Origin of the sequence: Bacillus sp. 3103sda1, from assembly GCF_024159135.1 — a bacterium.
In the GTDB taxonomy this organism is placed as follows: domain Bacteria; phylum Bacillota; class Bacilli; order Bacillales; family Bacillaceae_G; genus Bacillus_A; species Bacillus_A rhizoplanae.
In genome coordinates, this window is the sequence record NZ_JAMYWS010000001.1 from 4,686,047 (window position 1) to 4,704,604 (window position 18,558).

General features: G+C 33.2%; 14 protein-coding genes. 8 read left to right on the forward strand and 6 right to left on the reverse strand.

What is annotated here, in order from left to right:
• Positions 1-10: 10 nt before the first annotated feature.
• Positions 11-1,378, reverse strand: coding sequence for an O-antigen ligase family protein (locus NKR74_RS23510; RefSeq protein ID WP_098310107.1), 1,368 nt, complete (start codon positions 1,376-1,378; stop codon positions 11-13).
• A gap of 322 nt (positions 1,379-1,700) precedes the next feature.
• Between NKR74_RS23510 and NKR74_RS23515 the strand changes: the two genes are divergently transcribed.
• Positions 1,701-2,333 (forward strand): trimeric intracellular cation channel family protein, encoded by a 633-nt coding sequence (locus NKR74_RS23515; RefSeq protein ID WP_098310108.1) that lies wholly within the window; start codon positions 1,701-1,703, stop codon positions 2,331-2,333.
• Between the two features lie 281 nt (positions 2,334-2,614).
• Here the strand turns inward: NKR74_RS23515 and NKR74_RS23520 are convergent, their stop codons facing one another.
• Positions 2,615-3,967 carry a glycosyltransferase family 39 protein gene (locus NKR74_RS23520; RefSeq protein WP_253631021.1) on the reverse strand — a complete coding sequence of 451 codons (1,353 nt, stop codon included), beginning with the start codon at positions 3,965-3,967 and terminating at the stop codon, positions 2,615-2,617.
• Between the two features lie 270 nt (positions 3,968-4,237).
• On the opposite strand from NKR74_RS23520, the gene NKR74_RS23525 reads away from it, so the two are divergent.
• The 5 genes from NKR74_RS23525 (at position 4,238) to NKR74_RS23545 (ending at position 11,197) form a co-directional block, all read left to right on the forward strand.
• Positions 4,238-4,750: an acyl-CoA thioesterase gene (locus tag NKR74_RS23525; RefSeq protein ID WP_098310110.1), complete on the forward strand. Its 513-nt coding sequence runs from the start codon at positions 4,238-4,240 to the stop codon at positions 4,748-4,750.
• Between the two features lie 274 nt (positions 4,751-5,024).
• Positions 5,025-6,473: an oligosaccharide flippase family protein gene (locus NKR74_RS23530; protein ID WP_253631022.1), complete on the forward strand. Its 1,449-nt coding sequence runs from the start codon at positions 5,025-5,027 to the stop codon at positions 6,471-6,473.
• Between the two features lie 75 nt (positions 6,474-6,548).
• Positions 6,549-7,370 carry a glycosyltransferase family 2 protein gene (locus NKR74_RS23535; protein WP_253631023.1) on the forward strand — a complete coding sequence of 274 codons (822 nt, stop codon included), beginning with the start codon at positions 6,549-6,551 and terminating at the stop codon, positions 7,368-7,370.
• A gap of 554 nt (positions 7,371-7,924) precedes the next feature.
• On the forward strand, positions 7,925-9,523 hold the full coding sequence (gene abc-f / locus NKR74_RS23540) for a ribosomal protection-like ABC-F family protein (RefSeq protein WP_253631024.1): 1,599 nt from the start codon (positions 7,925-7,927) through the stop codon (positions 9,521-9,523).
• 228 nt (positions 9,524-9,751) lie between these two features.
• The gene (locus NKR74_RS23545; RefSeq protein ID WP_253631025.1) at positions 9,752-11,197 is read left to right on the forward strand and encodes an ArnT family glycosyltransferase; all 1,446 of its coding nucleotides are present in this window, start codon (positions 9,752-9,754) and stop codon (positions 11,195-11,197) included.
• 105 nt (positions 11,198-11,302) lie between these two features.
• On the opposite strand, the gene msrB is transcribed toward NKR74_RS23545, so the two are convergent.
• The 4 genes from msrB to trhA form a co-directional block, all read right to left on the reverse strand.
• Complete coding sequence (gene msrB, locus NKR74_RS23550) at positions 11,303-12,262, reverse strand: peptide-methionine (R)-S-oxide reductase MsrB (protein ID WP_253631026.1); 960 nt, start codon at positions 12,260-12,262, stop codon at positions 11,303-11,305.
• 82 nt (positions 12,263-12,344) lie between these two features.
• Entirely contained in the window at positions 12,345-13,379 is a 1,035-nt protein-coding gene (locus tag NKR74_RS23555) for an AI-2E family transporter (RefSeq protein ID WP_098310116.1), read from the reverse strand.
• 324 nt (positions 13,380-13,703) lie between these two features.
• Positions 13,704-14,336, reverse strand: coding sequence for an AmiS/UreI family transporter (locus NKR74_RS23560; RefSeq protein ID WP_098310166.1), 633 nt, complete (start codon positions 14,334-14,336; stop codon positions 13,704-13,706).
• Between the two features lie 514 nt (positions 14,337-14,850).
• The gene (trhA, locus tag NKR74_RS23565) at positions 14,851-15,498 is read right to left on the reverse strand and encodes a PAQR family membrane homeostasis protein TrhA (protein WP_253631027.1); all 648 of its coding nucleotides are present in this window, start codon (positions 15,496-15,498) and stop codon (positions 14,851-14,853) included.
• Positions 15,499-15,813: 315 nt separating this feature from the next.
• Between trhA and NKR74_RS23570 the strand changes: the two genes are divergently transcribed.
• Both NKR74_RS23570 and NKR74_RS23575 read left to right on the forward strand, forming a co-directional pair.
• Complete coding sequence (locus NKR74_RS23570) at positions 15,814-16,377, forward strand: DUF1836 domain-containing protein (RefSeq protein WP_253631028.1); 564 nt, start codon at positions 15,814-15,816, stop codon at positions 16,375-16,377.
• A 260-nt stretch (positions 16,378-16,637) separates the two neighbouring features.
• On the forward strand, positions 16,638-18,530 hold the full coding sequence (locus NKR74_RS23575; RefSeq protein ID WP_253631029.1) for a PhoX family protein: 1,893 nt from the start codon (positions 16,638-16,640) through the stop codon (positions 18,528-18,530).
• The last annotated feature ends 28 nt before the right edge of the window (positions 18,531-18,558 follow it).

The following is an 18,558-nucleotide window of genomic DNA, read 5'->3' on the forward strand; positions in this document are numbered from 1 at the left end:
TATTTTTCCATCATTCTATTTCTAAATCTACGATTAAATATGCCAATAATACAGCAAAGTAAATACTTACCCCTGGTGCCGTTAATACGTGACCTGCTGTAAAAGCAATTCCTAATGCTAACAAAAGACCCGCAGCTAACAACGCATACTTAACTGTAAACATATCACGAAACCTTGTTATAAATACCATTAGGATTCTCAAACCATAATACACAAATGGAATCATAAGGAAAATGAAACCGATAATTCCAAATGTGTAAAACCAATCATGGAAATCTCTTTCAATTAATTTTGGGGCATCTTTAAAGTTACCACCATACCCCATACCAAGTAACTTCTGAGACATAGGCGCTTGTTTATAAAAGTCTTTATACATCTGTGTAAATAATTCACGTCCACTGAAAATGAGAGATTGTGTCTCAGCCTGTTTCTCTTCTTCTTTCTCTTTTTTAATATCCTCTGGTGTAACAGGTTTATTCTGTTGTTTTTTCTCTCGTTGTACTTTTTCAAAAACTTGAACATGAATACTTGTATTTTTATATATTGGCGAGAACGGAAAATACCCCAATACTCCTACAAATATAACTGTTGCAATCAAACCATTTAACAAATATGGCTTTTTATTATGCTCTTTCCGTTGTAAAAATGCTTGTATAAAGCACATAAAAATAGCAATAGCAACTGTACAGAAAATAGCTCCCGCTCCTACTTTTGTACCAACTGCAAATAATGAAAATATTATTAAAAGAGACGGAATCCAAAAATAACTCTTTGCCAAGCTTGTTGTTTTTTCAATAGAATACAAAACAACAATTGGACATATTATTGCTAAAACCGATCCAAGTTCATTCCCTGCAAAAAACCAGCCACGTGAACCTTCTTTAAAATATTCATAACTATTAGAATCTGTTCCCGTTGCGATAGATACAACCATAACCACATTTATAATTAAAGCTGCATACGCTACATAATTTCTCATCTTTGTATGCATCGTTTCTTTCATTTTTAATGACTTAAATACTAGAATATAACAGCTTATCATGACAAATGGGTATAACGTCTTTGCGATAAACTTAATCTCTTCTCCTTGTAACATCGGATTCTTAATCATTTTATTATTTAAAAATCCTAATCCAAGGACAATTCCTAGTCCAAGTAAATATATAATATATTTTCGGTTTTCTCTAACACGGGCTTGCATGAGAATATAAATACCAGCAAGAGCCATAACAAAGAAACGCGATATCACTCCAACCGTTGCATCAATTTTGAGCACTAAAATACAAAATGATGTAAGCAAGTCTATAATTGGTTGTAATATAATAAAAATCAATAGAAAGCTCTCGAATTTATAACCTAAACTATTGTTATTTAACATCTTTGCCTCCGATAAATATTGTAAGTATCGTAACTCGTTCCAAATACTTATTATAGCATAAGTCCTCAATTGACTAAGTGGTATTTTAATTGAATAATAAAATCTTTAAAAACCTCATTTTTATCCCGCATTAACGGGCGGTAAGACCCCCACTGAGGGAAGTTTCACTTTATAATTTATTCACCCTTAAATAGCATTTTCAAACGCTTTCTTTCCTTATTCTTTCACTTTTTTTACATGTAGCGAAACAGTAATTGTTATTTTCATAACTTTAGTGTATATTCTTTCCTTGGAACATCTTTAGAAGGAAGGGATTGGAGCAATGTTTTTAATTGATGTATTTACATTTCTCGGTATTATCGCAGCTGCCATTTCTGGTACATTAGTAGGCTTGAAAAAAGAACTTGATTTATTTGGTGTCCTTTGTTTATCTGTAGCAACTGCACTTGGCGGCGGGATAATTCGCGATGTTATGATTGGAAACTTACCTCCAGTTGCATTTGTTCAACCCATTTACTTTTTCATTAGCATCTTAGCCGCATTATTTACTTGTATGTTTTTTGAAAGAATTCATAAATTACAAGTTGTTATTATGCTCTCAGACGCTGTTGGTTTAGGCGTATTTACTGCAATCGGTGCAAATGCAGCCATTACCCATCATATGACTGCTTCTTTCTTAGTTGTTTCTATGGGAGTAATTACAGGTATTGGCGGTGGAATTTTACGCGATATTTGTGCTCAAGATATCCCATATGTCTTTCGTAAAGAAATTTATGCAATTGCCTCCATTCTAGGTGCAATTAGCTTTCTTATTACGTATGAAATGGGATCACACGTATTAGCTTTCTATATTTGTTTACTTGTGACATTTACTATACGTGTTGTAACTTTTATCTATAATGTACATTTCCCAGTCTTTTTTAAGACACATGCAAAAATGAATAAAGGTCATTGATCTATTTTCATACAAACGAGAATTCTTGGAAGAATTCTCTTTCTTTATGTTATTAGAATCACTTAAATCAAATATAAAAATTTAAAGAAAAGCTATAATAAATAAAATGCCAAACATTGCAAACGTTTTATAAGGTAAAACTTCTATCAACAAGGAATCCCATCTTTAAATTTTGAGGTAGGGGCTTATTGTCTAGAGATAGCAGGATAAATATATAGAGGGGGAACAATCATGCTAAGCATTTTTAAAGATGAAAAAAGAATCCTACTTAGAGGATTCTTTTATTTTTTAAAAAACAGCTTTTGACAATATTGATATACTTTATATATCCCATAGCTTTGTAATATCAATAAACTAGGGACTAGTATGCCATCATATACAATACGCATATCCATAAATCTTGTAAATAAATAGCCTCCTGTAATGAATAGAAGCAGCATATAACTTTCATTTCCCGGTTTTTGAAATAGAAGATGTAACATAGCAATTGCTGCAAATATTGTAATCATTATATATATAAGGTACCCACCCTTTATAAGAGTGTTTTGTATTCCTTGTTTCTGAAATTCCCCTAAACTCATTTGAATAGAGGTAAACTGATCCATCTCTATTGCTTTCAACTTTTTATTTATAAAATCCACAGTATACTCTTTTTTCTCTTTCTTCTCTTGTTCTGTTGTTTTTTCATTTCCTCCTACTAATACAGATTGAACATACTGATCATTTGTAAATGTATATTGTAAACTATTTGATTTTGCCAACGCGTAACTTACTCCGTAATGGACACCATAAAATATAACGCATACACCTACTATTTTAAAAAGCATTTTTTTTCGTTCTGCACTTTGCAAAACTTCCACCACTACAAGGTACATAACAAGGACTATAATCAAAAATAAACCTAATGGACGAATCATATTACTAAAAGCAAATAAAGCAGCAGCCACTCCCCACATATACGAGTGACTTAAACCTTTATGTATAAGTAAGTAACATGCAAAATAAAATAAACATGTTGCTAAATGTTCATTCGTTAACACGGAACAAAGTACAATATTAGGAATATATAAAGCATACAACATAGCTGCAATTCGGCCGCATTCTTCATGAAATAGCGTAGAAGCAAGCTTGTAAATAAAAAAGGCTGTAGCCCCGCAATATAAGATATTACATATCTTTAATACAAACATTGCATCTCCAAAAAAACGAATAAAAAAGGATTCATACATAATAAAAGGTAATTGTACAAGATTTTCTAGTCCGCTAAAACTAGTATTTCCTTGCCCAATTTGCTTAGCGGCCTCATATATCACCTTCGCGTTACCTTCAAGTGGGGCTCCCATCGACACAATTGATAGAAAGCGAAGTACCACAGTAATTGAAATAAGAAAAATAATAAATTGTTTACTCGTAAATCGATATTGTAAAATAGATGTAGCCAGCAAAATTAAAATGATACAAACACCTAACACAATCACTAAACTAGAAGAGTTTATATCAAAAATATTGCTTACCTCTTCAAAAGAATACCAAAATGAATATAAAAAAAAGAGGAACATGAGTCCAACTACTATCTTGTTAAAAAAAGAATGAAAGCCTATCTGTACATTACTCATAATTCTATTGCATTGCACCTCTTTTTCTCTTTGTTAAAGGATATCTATTCCCTTTAACTTTATATTTTTAACAAAATGATTTTATCATGAATAAAAGGAGTGCTGGTAGCCTATTTCTATGACAAAGCTAGTAACATCACATATTCTCCTTGCAATGTAAGCGAAATCTCTTTTACACTACAATCTATATGGAGTGAAACTTCTGTTCATTAATTACTATAAATAATGAACAGAACAAATCGAGTTCTTATGGATATCATTAGAACAAAATAAACAGGAGTAGATAATATGGAAAAGAAATTTATGAGAGAATCCAAGGCGATAAAAACAACACGTGTTTTTCCGAATGACTTAAATAACCATCAAACATTATTTGGCGGAAAATTATTAGCAGAAATTGATAGCATTGCTTCTATCGCAGCTGCACGTCATAGTCGTAAACACTGTGTGACAGCTTCTATCGATTCTGTTGACTTTTTAACACCAATTCATCAAACTGATTCTGTTTGCTATGAAGCATTCGTTTGTTATACAGGAAGATCTTCTATGGAAGTATTCGTAAAAGTCGTTGCAGAGGATTTATTAGGCGGTGAACGCCGCATTGCTGCTACTTGCTTCATTACTTTCGTGGCATTAGAGGACGGAAAACCATCCTCTGTACCAGGTTTAATTGCTGAAACAGAAGAAGAGCAATGGTTATATAATACAGGTGCAGAACGTGCAGAAAAACGAAAACTGAACCGACTAAAAAGTAAAGAAATGGCAGAAGTACTAACCATCCAAAAACCGTGGAATGCATAATTAAAGAAACCACCATCCTCTATTAGGATGGTGGTTTCTCATACTTCTTCTTAATCTTTAATATGACATTTAAAATCCGTTTTCATCAATGATTATTTCCATAAGTTGCTTTACAAAGTTTACGTGCGTTACACTGATAAGGTTACTTATAAGTTAGCTAGGGCTTTTAAAAAAATTTGCCCACAACATAAGATAAATCGTATAATTACGAAATGTGTAATAGATAAAGCACAAATCATGAACTCCATAAAATTATGTATAGAAGGATCTAGTTATGCAAAAATCACTATTTAAAAACATTTTGTATAAGATTGCACTGAATGTCTTTAACATTATTCTCCCCTTACTCGTTGGACCATACGCTTACCGAGCGCTTGGAGCACAATCAATGGGAACTGTTAACTTTGCTGATACGATTTTTAATTACTTCTTCATTTTTGCTGTATTTGGTATTTATCAATATGGATTACGAGAAATGAGCTTAATAAAAAATGATAAAAAAAAGGTAAGTCAACTTTTCACAAACCTTTACCTTATTAATTTAATGACAAGCTTATTTGCTCTAACAACCTTTTTAATATTTAGTTACATCGGCTATGGCAATGAAAAAATATTCCCGGTGTTAGTTATTTTCGGATTTAACTTCATTTCGAATATGTTCTACGTAGAATGGGTAAATGAGGCTCATGAAAAATATGATTTTATTGCTATAAAGACCATTTGTGTTAGATTAACTTACGTTGTGCTATTATTTATAATCGTTCATAATGCAAACGACTATAAACAATATGCAGCACTATTAGCTCTTTCAACATTTTTAAATCATTTTACTAGCTTTATATACATTAAGCGGAAAATAAAATTTGATTTCTCTAATATTACAATCGTTCCGCACTTAAAACCATTACTAGCAGTTGTTATTTTCTCAAATACAAGCATCTTGTATACACAATTAGACCGTTTCTTACTTGGAGAATATTTAGGTGCAGAGTATGTGGCATTCTATGTAATGGCCTTTCAAATGATGACCATTGTTAATACACTAATGGTCAGCGTAATTCAAGTTACCATTCCAAGACTATCCTATTTATCAGGAAATGCTGATGAAAAAGAGTATGAAACATTATTAAATAAGATTTCAAAGGTATACTTTATTACACTCTTCCCTGCTGCTGTTGGCCTCATTTTAATTTCTCATGCTGCTGTTGTTATTTATGGCGGATCCGAATTTGCACCTGCTGGGAATACATTATCTATTTTTGCTCTATATATGGTTTCCGTAGGAATCGAGTCGATTCTATCGAACCAAATTATTTATGTGAAGAAGAAAGAACATATTTTAGTTCGCTTTTTATTCATATGCGGTTTCACAAACCTTGTATTAGATATTTCATTAATTATCTTTCATGTCTTCACACCAGCAACTGCTATTTTCACAACAACAATTGCAAACTGCTTATTGATTGTTTTGGAATATATGTATGTAAAGAAGAAATTAAAAGTAAATTACACATTGTTTGATATGAGCAAATTAAAATATTTACTTTACTCACTAACGTTTATTCCATTAACATTTATTGTAAAGATGTATTTCAAAAACACGCTATCATTTGCTTTTATCACAATTTCAGTAAATATATTTGCTTACGCTCTTATCTTATTGGTAACAAAAGATGAAATTCTCTTTATGTTTTTAAATAAAATAAAATTTAAAAAAGCGTAATACACATGAGGAAAGGATACTACATCTTTTCCTCAATCCTCCTGCTAACGAAATTTCTTAAAGGAGCTGTTACGATTGAAATTCTCTTTAATCATGGCCACTTGCGGCAGACGTGATGATATTATAGATTTACTAACATCGCTAGAAAAACAAACATACAAAAACTTTGAACTCATCGTAGTTGATCAAAATGATATACCAATCTCTGATTTATTTGAAGATTATAAAGAGAAATTCCCAATCAACTATATATACACACCAATTAAAGGTCTATCTCGTGCACGTAACACAGGATTAAAAGTAATTGACGGCGATATTATTGCTTTTCCAGATGACGATTGTATTTACGAAACAAATGTATTAGAAAGCATCCAAGAAACGTTTGGGAAAAACAAAGATATTCACTTTGTCTCTACCAATACAACAAATGTAGAAGGGACAGGCTCTTTAATACACGCACCAGAAACAGACATCATTTTAAATAACAAATATGGCTTCATGGGACCTTCCTTTGCACTATTCTTCACGAAACAATTTGTACAAGATGTAGGCACATTTGATGAAGACTTAGGAGTTGGATCAGGAACGATTTATGGAGCCGGTGAAGAAACTGACTTCGTACTTCGCGGTATGAAGAATGGATATACAGGTGTATTTAAGAAAGACCTTTTCGTATATCATCCTGTAAAAGAAGAAGTCATTAATGAGCAATCATTGAAAAGAGCAATTTCCTATGCTGGAGGTTTCGGCAGAGTCATTCGCTTGCATTACGGATTCCCTTACTTTGTACGTGCCATTGCTGCTGCTACATTCCGTACGATGCAAAACATCTCTAACGATAAACGAAAATTCCATGCAAATCGCTTAAAAGGAATTGTCAGAGGGTACTTTAAATAAAGTGAAACTTCCATCGGTGAGGAGTTTCTTTATCCCCACTGATGGAAAGCCCTCACCAATCGGGCTTTTACGGGACAGTTAGCCCCCACCTATCTACTGCACTTCTCTCTCAATCTTGAGGTGGAGGTCCTACTGCCCGCGAATAGCGTGATAAAAGAAAAAGCAACTGATCCTTCGCTGGACAGTTGCTTTTTCTTTATAGGGTTTTAACTTACAAAAAAACAAGGAGATTTTTTATAATCTCTAAACAAGTGATGAATAAAATAATGACAATTTATCATCTTGGTATAAAGCACGCATCATCGTATTTATCATTATATTTATTCATCTATATGTTCATAAGGCCTTGTTAACGAAAGTGTATAATATATAAAAGGAATCAACTATCGATTTATCTTACAAAAAAATTACATTATTGTAAGGTAAATCGATAGTTACAACAATTCATATTCTTCCTGAGTACAAACATAACTTTTTCCCATAAAGTTACATATCCCATTCATAAGGAATACGTGATAATTTAAAGATAGCTTTATATTTAAGAATTTAGTATCATGATTCAAGATACTATTTCAAACAGGGCGGAGGACACTATGAGCTTATTAACAGTTGAAAACCTAGGGCATACCTTTGGCGATCGTACATTATTTAAAGATGTATCAATGCGTTTATTAGCAGGAGAACATGTTGGCTTAGTCGGCGCAAACGGCGTTGGTAAATCAACATTTATGAATATTATTACAGGGCAACTTATTCATGATCAAGGACGTGTAGAATGGACACCAGGTACGCATTACGGATATTTAGACCAGCACACAATTTTAACGCCTGGAAGAACTATTCGTGACGTATTAACAGATGCATTCTTACCGTTATTTGAGAAAGAAAAAGAGTTAAATACAATTACTGAAAAAATGGCAACGGCATCACCAGAAGAATTAGAAGTACTACTTGAACAGATGGCAGAAGCGCAAGATGCACTTGAAGCAGGCGGTTTCTATTTATTAGATATTAAAATTGAAGAAGCAGCACGCGGTCTTGGAATTGATGCAATTGGTTTAGATCGTGATGTTTCAGCATTAAGTGGTGGACAACGTACGAAAGTATTGCTTGCTAAACTATTACTTGAGCAACCAGAAGTGCTATTACTCGATGAGCCGACCAACTATTTAGACGTTGAACACATTCAATGGTTAGCAAACTATTTAAAGGAATATCCACATGCGTTCCTTTTAATTTCCCATGATACAGAATTTATGAACAAATGTGTCAATGTTATTTTCCATCTGGAATTCTCAAAAATGACACGCTACACAGCAACATATGAAAAGTTCTTAGAACTAGCAGAAATCAACAAAAATCAACATTTACAAGCATATCAAAAACAACAAGAGTTCATTAAACAGCAAGAAGATTTTATCGCACGAAATAAAGCGCGTTACTCAACGACAGGACGTGCAAAAAGCCGTCAAAAGCAGTTGGAGCGTATGGAGCGTATTGATCGTCCAGAAACTGCTATGAAACCTGAGTTTTCTTTTAAAGAGTGCCGTGCAAGCAGCCGCTTTGTCTTCGAAGGAGAAGATGTAGAAATTGGCTATACACACCCTCTATTACCGAAATTAACAATGACAATTGAACGTGGTGAGAAAATCGCCATTGTCGGATGTAATGGTGTCGGAAAATCAACATTACTCAAAACGATTCTTGGAAAAATTAAACCGCTAAGCGGAAAAACAAGCCTTGGTGATTTCTTAGAGCCAGCTTATTTTGAACAAGAAGTAAAAGCAGAAAGTATTACACCAATTGATGATGTATGGAATGCGTTCCCACACTTAGACCAACATCAAGTACGTGCAATGCTTGCGAAATGCGGTTTAAAAAATGAGCATATTTCTCGTCCATTGAGCCAACTAAGTGGTGGTGAGCAAGCAAAAGTTCGTTTATGCAAATTAATGGCAACAGAAAGTAACTGGCTATTATTTGACGAGCCAACAAATCACCTTGACGTAACAGCAAAAGATGAATTACAGCGCGCTATGAAAGCCTATAAAGGGACAATCGTTCTTGTTTGCCACGAACCAGACTTTTATGAAGGTTGGATTACAAAAGTTTGGAACGTAGAGGAATGGGCGGAAAAAGCTGCTCATCAATAAAGTGAAACTTCCATCAGTGGGGGTCTTACTGCCCGTTAATGCGGGATAAAAATATGCCTCTTGTCTAAGACAAGAGGCATATTTCATTATTTCTTCTTTAGGAAAAACATTTTACCTTGTTTAAAAAATTGCATTCTTATGAAGAGTGCGCTTTATTCCCATCTAAATACATAAATTATTACTATACTTCACCTTGAAAATTAATAAAAACAAGGAGTGTAATAAGCCATGTTAACCCTACAATGGAATCGTTTAAATTCATTGTTAGCAAAATGCCTCGTGTTTTTATGCTTACTTATCTTTGCTTTTACTATTTGGAGCTCTTATTTAACTGTTAAAGAAACTCTAAGTGTTCGAACACTTATTAGCGGCCCAATTGTAATTATCATTATGATTTTGCTGATATTACTAACTTGCCTTTGTAATAAATATCTTTCTAAAACTGCCTTTATTATTTTGTTAATACTTTGCACGTTTACCCTTCGGTTCATTTGGATTCTAAAAGTCCCAACACCAATTGAATCTGACTTTGCATTAATGTATAGGAGTGCTGTACAAGCTGCTCACGGTGACTATAGTTTTTCAAGTTCTCCCTACTATACAGCATGGGTATATCAACTTGGATTTACGATGTATCAAGCTTTTATCATCAATGTATTCGGTAACCATATATTCATCTTGAAGTTGTTAAATGTCCTTTATTGTACAGGAACTACCATATGTATATATAGTATTACAAGCAACATTTTTAATGAGTGGACTGGGCGTATAGCTGGACTATTATATGCTTTTTTTATTCCAAGCATTATGATGAGCTCTGTCTTAGCTAATGACCACCTTGCAACATTTTTATTTTATTTAGGGTTCTATTTATTAGTGTCAAAAAGATTCTATAGTAAATATACTTGGATCTTTGTAGGGATTACACTAGCGCTTGGTGATATAACACGTCCTCTAGGTAGCTTTATTTTATTAGCAGTTATTATTTATCTATTCCTTCACGGGTTTCTTGGGAAAGATAAGAAATCAATGGTTACTACAACAAAGAAACTTATTGGTATTCTTTTTGTCTTTTATGCTGTCCATTATCTCGTGAGCTCTGCATTCATTGCTACAGGAGTTACACAGTATCCTTTATCTAATCGTGATCCCCTTTGGAAATTTGTCGTAGGACTTAACCACGAAACAACAGGATTATATTCAACATCCGATGCTGAACAAATCATGCGTCTAGAAATAGGTGAAGAAAGAAAAGAATTAGAAATGAAGCTCATTAAAGAGCGAATTGCAGATAAAGAAAAGCTATTCACACTCTTTGGAGATAAATTTTCCTATATGTGGGGAGGTCTTGATTCCGCTGGTTACTGGAGCTTAAATCAATTAAATAAAAAAGAATTAGCTGATACAGCCATGGAATATGAAAAATATATTTATATTGCAACCATGCTATTTGGTATGATTGGATTATTATACCTTCTTTTCACAAAGCAGAAAAACCTTCAGTATACATTATTCCTATTACTTATTATCGGATATATATCTATTCACTTTTTAATAGAAATACAGACAAGATATCGATATTTTATCATTCCAAGCTTCTTTATTATTCAAAGCTATGGAATCTATGTGATTCATCAATATATGAAAAAACTCACACGATTACCATTTCTATAAAAAGTGTAAAACTTAATTAAATGAAACGGTTTATACATGAAATAAAAATAACGTAATAACAGCCTGTTCCAAAAATGAAATAAGCGGAACAGGCTGTTATATTTTTTAGCGTCTAAACAAGATGAGAAAATCTCCGTATCCTTCTTTCTCTAAATCCGCTTTAGGGATAAAACGAAGTGCAGCAGAATTAATACAATAGCGTAAACCATTAGGTCCCGGCCCATCTGGAAATACGTGTCCCAAATGAGAATCTGCATCTTTACTGCGTACTTCCGTTCTCGTCATATTATGGCTCACATCTATTTTTTCTTTTATACTTGCTGATAACATCGGCTTCGTAAAACTAGGCCACCCACAACCGCTATCAAATTTATCTAAAGAACTAAATAAAGGCTCTCCTGAAACGATATCAACGTAAATACCTTCTTCTTTATAATCCCAATATTTATTTTGAAATGGTGGTTCTGTTCCATTTTCTTGTGTAACATAAAATTGCATTTCTGTGAGTTTTTCTTTTAGATGAGTATTATCCTTTGGCCAATATTTTTTGATAAACGCATCACGTCCCGAACCTTGGCGATATAACGCATATCGAAACGAATTTTTCTCATGATAGCTTTGATGGTATTCTTCTGCAGGATAGAATGTTGCAGCCGGTAAAATTTTTGTGACAATCGGCTTCAAAAATCGTCCACTTTCTTCTAATTCACGTTTAGACGCTTCTGCCGCCTCGCGTTGCTCTTCACTATGATAAAAAATGACTGTTTCATACGATTGTCCGCGATCATGAAATTGACCTCCAGCATCAGTTGGATCAATTTGTTGCCAATATAAGTGAAGTAATTGCTCATACGGCATACGCTCTGGATCAAAAGTAATTTGTACCGCTTCATAATGCCCTGTTGTCTCTGAGCAAACTTCTTTATACGTTGGATTTTCCTTATGTCCACCTGTGTATCCAGATACAACCTTTATAATGCCATCCATCTCTTCAAATGGCGACACCATGCACCAAAAACACCCTCCGGCAAATGTTGCAAATTCATATTTTTCGTTTACAGCCACATCTTCACCCCACTATCTTTTCTTACAGTATGGCATACAAAAATGTAAGTTATAAATAAAAAAGCATCAAAATAGATGCTTTTTATTTCTTGTTCACCATTTCTTCTTTCTCATCACTTGTTACTTCTAACACATCTAATAAAAACATAAAGATCGGAATCCCTATAATTAATCCCCAAACTCCTAAGAAATGTTCAGAGAAAATTAAAATCATAAATGTATAAAAAATAGGTAGATTCGTTTTAACTGACATAAATTTTGGATTTAAGAAATAACTTTCAATCGCATGAATGACTGCCACAATAATTAAAATGTATAGTACATATACAGTGCCCCCAATATTGTAAGCAATTATACAAAGCGGAAACAGTGATATAATTACACCTGCAACAGGAATAAGACCCAATAAGAAAATCATTAAAGCTAACCCGAGCAACTGCGGAAAACCTAAAATCCAAAGGGCAATAACAGATAACACACAATTTATAACAGCAATAAAGAATTGGGCCTCAATTACTTTTCCAAACGAGCGAGCGAATTTCTTTCCAAAATACTCAATCTCATTATAAAAAACAGCCAATTTACTTTCTTTGAACTTTACTGTAAATGCAACAATCCGAGATTTTTCTAACAAGAAAAATAAGCTTAAAATGAGTGAAAGTAAAATTTGCAAGCTTACTTTCCCAATATTCGCTAATGAACTATAAATGATGTCAACACCTTGATTCACATACTTCGATAACTCTATATGATCAATTGCAGAAACTAAATATTTAATTACCTCATTATCAGGTGGATTTCGTACAAATATATTGAACTGATACACGAGCTGTGTAATTTGTATCATTAGAATTGGTAAATACTTGTATAATGTAATAACAATCCCACTAACCAATGTTATATAGAGAAACGCAATAATTATTCTTCTATTAATCGGTAAAAAATGGTCCAGTTTACGAGAGATAAATTTTTGAAATCGGTCCATTAAATACGTAAGAATAAATGTAATTAAGATTAAGTTAAACATACTTTTCAACCCATATAATATGAGCACAAGTAACCCTAATATAACTAACCTCTGAAACCCTTTGCTTTGAAACAGGTTTTTCATTTGCATAATCGAAGCTTGATCTCTCCTGTCCTTATAATTCGTACTAATCTCATTTTACAATATAAATGGTACTTTCAGAACGTATTCTTGTAAACTGAATAAAAAGTTTTACTGGTAAATTTAAATTTTCTTTAAACAATATGTATCTACACCAATGTAACATAAAAAAAACAAGCTATTAATAGCTTGTTTTCTTTATAAAAGACAATGTTATTTATTATTTTTCCTCTTACGAAATGCTTTAATATCAACTATTAAGCTACTTTTTCAGGATGCCAAACACCTATATAATCGAAGCATTCATCAATCCTTGAGAGGATTAGCAACTAACTAATAACTCGTGTGTGCATCTATATTTTTTTGAGCAGCATTTACATTAGCTTTCAATTTAAACGTACAAACACAGAAATATATAATCGAAAGAATCGATACATATATCCATAGGTTATATACATAAGAGTTTTTCCATACACCTATCAAGGAGAGGAGCGCTGGGCACGTCAGTGTAACCCATGACTGTACAAAAGCTATTTTTCCAATATAATGATTGATATTCTTTTTCTGCACATTAGAGATAAAGAATAAGAACCATAGAAACGCCCACATTAACCAAGTTAACGCATTAACAATATCTTGAAAATGTATAATAGCCACAACCATGTAGAATAGTGCAATAATTGCTACCCAAAGAGAAAACCAGCCTAATCCATCACCTTTTAATCCTACGATGAAAGTAACTCCTACGTATAAATAAGTTAAACCAAATAAAAAAGTAGCCGCATATAAATACACTGTCCAATTGCTTTGATCGGACACTACAATTAAATAAAAAGGAATAATAATTTGCAGTACACCTACAAATAAATTAAAAACACCAATACTCTTTTCTTCCGCTTTTCCTAGCATTACAAGGCTATTTAAAAAGAGCACTGCACCGGAAAGCAATAATCCAACATCACCCATATATATTCTTGTGAAAAACAAAACTGTTTTTCACAACGATACCTCCTTACATCATACATTCATTTTTTAATAGTTTTAACAATAAAAAGCAGTTCCTCTTCTCCAATAACATGTAGCAGAGGAACTGCTTGTCTTTAGAAAAATTTGCAACAGGTAATACATTTGAAGTGCATATAAATTTTGAATCAAGCGCTTTCAAAATGAAAAGTATACATTATGAAAACGATATCAATATAATAACAGCATTCGGGAGAAAAATAAATGATTAAAAAAATAGTATATAACCCACAAAATTCCTTTATTTATAAAATCATTACAATTAGATGGCACTTCTATCAGTGAGGGTATTACTCCTGGCTCTTTTTTAACGAAAAAACTCCTATCTTTTTTCCTTAGATAGGAGTTATCTATGCAATATTTGTGAGTTTATCCATCTATACGACACTCTATATACAAAAATTCATTAAGCTGTAAAGTTTCTTATCACAACTTAACTTTTATTTATATCCAAATACTAAATTACATAGAAGTAAACACATAAAAAGTGAGCAAGGCTACCTAGTAACACAAAAATATGAAAGATTTCATGATGGCCCATATATTTAAATTCCAACCATTTCGGTTTTGCACCATAAATAAATCCGCCAATCGTATAAAATACCCCTCCTAATATCAATAACACGAGGCCATTTGCACTGAGGTTTGCTGATAATGGAGCAAAAAAGAATATAATCAACCATCCCATTAAAAGATAAATAGATGTCGATAACCACCTAGGACAGCTAAACCAAAACATTTTAAAAATAATTCCGCACATAGCAGTTGCGTACACCAATATGAACAATAGCAAACCTTTGTCGTCTTGTAATGTAATTAAACAGAAAGGTGCATATGTACCTGCAATTAAAACAAAAATCATGGAATGATCCAGTTTTCTAAAAAAATAAATGACACGATCATTTGCAACAACCATGTGGTATACAGTGGATGCAGCGTAGAGAATCATCATCCCCACTCCAAACAAAATGACTGCTGAAATTGTAGTGACAGACGGCATGTTTATAGAAACTTTCACTAACATGGCAAGAAGTGCGACAAATGATAAAACTGCGCCTCCAAAATGCGTAAATGCATTAACCGGTTCTCTCACATAAGAATTCACATTAACGACCCCCTATATAATCACATGTAGTTTTAATAACTACATGTGATTATATAGTAATTAATTCTAAAGGTCAACATTTACAAGAAATCTGTTTCATAATACTATAATTAAACATACAGGAATAACCACGGAAAGTTATAATCACTAATAAAGTGAAACTTCCATCAGTGAGAGTTTTTATTGCCCACTGATAATTAGTTGAACCAACCGAGCACATGCCAGCAGCTACCCCTCACCTTGTTTTCTCATAACCTTGAGGTGGGCATATCGATATAAAAATTTACATCATTCCTATAAAAGTGAGGATTTCATATGGAAAATATAAAAGATTTACTAGAAACATTACATTTAGAAAAAAAAATTACACTTGAAGATATCCCTAACGTAGATTTATATGTAGATCAAGTCGTTCAGCTATTTGAAAATAGCTACAACATGACAACTAGAAATGAAGATGAAAAAGTACTAACGAAAACCATGATTAACAACTATGCAAAAGGAAAACTGTTTTTTCCTATTAAAAATAAAAAATACTCTAAAGAGCATATAATCTTAATTAGTTTAATTTATCAGTTAAAAGGGGCACTTTCTATTAACGACATAAAAAGCTCATTAGTTGAAATGAATGAAAAATTAGTACACGAAGACGATTTTGAACTAGATGCTCTTTATAAAAGTTACCTCCATCTAACAGAAACAAATATCAACACCTTTAAAAATGATGTAAACAATCGAGTAGACGAAGTGAAAGCAGAAGCAGCCATCTTCGAAGATGAAAATCTTGAGAAGTTCTTATTGCTTACATCTTTCGTAACCATGAGTAATATGTATCGACGTTTAGCAGAAAAAATAGTGGATGAAATGAAGAATTCCTAATTTGAACTGCACCCCAATTGTTAGACATATTCTAACAATTGGAGGTGTAGTTTTTTATGGCTAAATTTTCTTCAAAAGAAAAAATACGAGCAATGAGACGATATTTAGAGGGTATTGAAGGTGGGGTCTTCTTGCCAATTTTTCGATAAATTTATTATTATTTTAATAAATTCTCAACAGTAAAAAGTATTTCTTAATATCCTCTTAACAATTTAATGATTTAATAAAATTATTAAAATCTTAGGAGGAATCAAATCATTATGAAAAAAGCATTCTCAGTTGGTCTTTCTATGGCTATAATGGCTTCCGCTGCAATTCCGACTTTTGCATCCGATTTTGATCACAGTTCTAAGTCTCAAAAACACAACCAAATAGAGCGCGTAGAATTTACTTCTATGAAAGCTCCAACTACTATTGAAAACATGGTCAAAACTTATTCAGAGGCTAAGGTGAAAATCACCTATAAAGACGGCAGTGTGAAAGAAACGCCTCTTGATTACAGCTCTCTATTTTTATCCAAAGATAAAATTGTAAAAAATAAAGGTGAAATGATCCCAGCGGGCACCCCTATTGACGTGAAAGGGAATCCAATTGTCGATAAAAGTGTTCCGGACAAGCCTTCTTATTTTATTTCTGATGCACCTGACTCCAATAGTTTTATTACGGTCGCTGGAAAATCTTATATTATCTCTCATTATGAATATGATTCAATAGATAATGCAGGAAAGTCAATTTCTGGTCTACCGGCATCTATGACTCTTACACAAGTTGATCAAAATAAAGAAAATGGCGAACTAACTGTTAATAACGCCAAAAAAATTGATTTTTCAAACGTAAATGGTCTTTGGAATCCATGTAATGGAACTACAACAGAGTGGAACACTCATCTTGGCTCAGAAGAATATGAACCAGATGCACGCTCATTCGAAGACCCTACATCCAGTTCGTATAAAGCTGTTACAAACTTTGCTAACTACTACTTTGGTGATAAATCTAAAGCAAACCCTTACTTTTATGGCTGGATTCCTGAAATCTCCGTTAATGCACAAGGAGAATCTTCCGTTGTCAAACATTATAGTACAGGAAGATTTTCCCATGAATTGATGCAAGTTTTACCTGATGATAAAACGGCAATATTTGGTGATGATGGCGGAAATACGATGATGTTTATGTATGTGGCAGATAAAAAGAAAGATTTTTCTGCAGGAACGCTATACGCAGCTAAATTTAAACAAACAAGTGCTGAAAATGGCGGTGCAGGAAACTTAGAATGGATTAAGTTGGGTCATTCAACTGATGAAGAAATAAAAGCTATTATTGATAAAGGTGTCAAGTTCAGTGATATTTTTGATACAGCAACTCAGCCTACCGCTGGCTATACGGCAGTCAAAACATCAGCAAATAAAAACATCGAGTACCTTAAAGTAAAACCTGGAATGGAAAAAGCAGCTGCATTCTTAGAATCTCGCAGATATGGCGCTATATTAGGTGCAACATCTGAATTTAATAAAATGGAAGGCCTCGCTGTTAATGAGAAAGATAAAAAAGCGTATATCGCTATGTCCTATCAAAATGGCAGTATGCAAAAACAAGAAGGCAGTATTCAAGACGATATTCAGCTACCCGCTATTAATTCTGGCGTAACCTGGCAGATAGACCTAAACAGCGAACAAAAAGATAACAGCGGCCGTCACATCGAAAGTGAATTCGTACCTGCTAGTATGAAAGGACTTATTGTTGGAGAAGATTTGAAAACTCCAGATGCCTACGGAAATACAGCTGCACCAGACAAAGTAGCAAATCCTGATAACCTAACCTTCTCAAACGATTTAAACACGTTATTCATTGGAGAAGACAGCTCTATGCACACAAATAACTTTGTATGGGCTTATAATGTTAAAACTAAGCAACTATCAAGAATTCTTTCAGTTCCTGCTGGAGCAGAAGCAACAGGATTAAGAGCAGTTGACGATGCTAACGGCTTCCGTTATATCTTAAGCAACTATCAGCATCCAGGTGAAGACCTTGAGGGCAAACAAATTACAGCCGTCGACAAAACTAAATTAGAAGAAGCGATGAAACAAGGCTTAGGTATTCAGGAGACTGGAGGAGTTGGCTACATATCTGGACTGCCTTTTGGAAATAAAAAATAATAACTCTGATAAAATGAAACTTCCATCA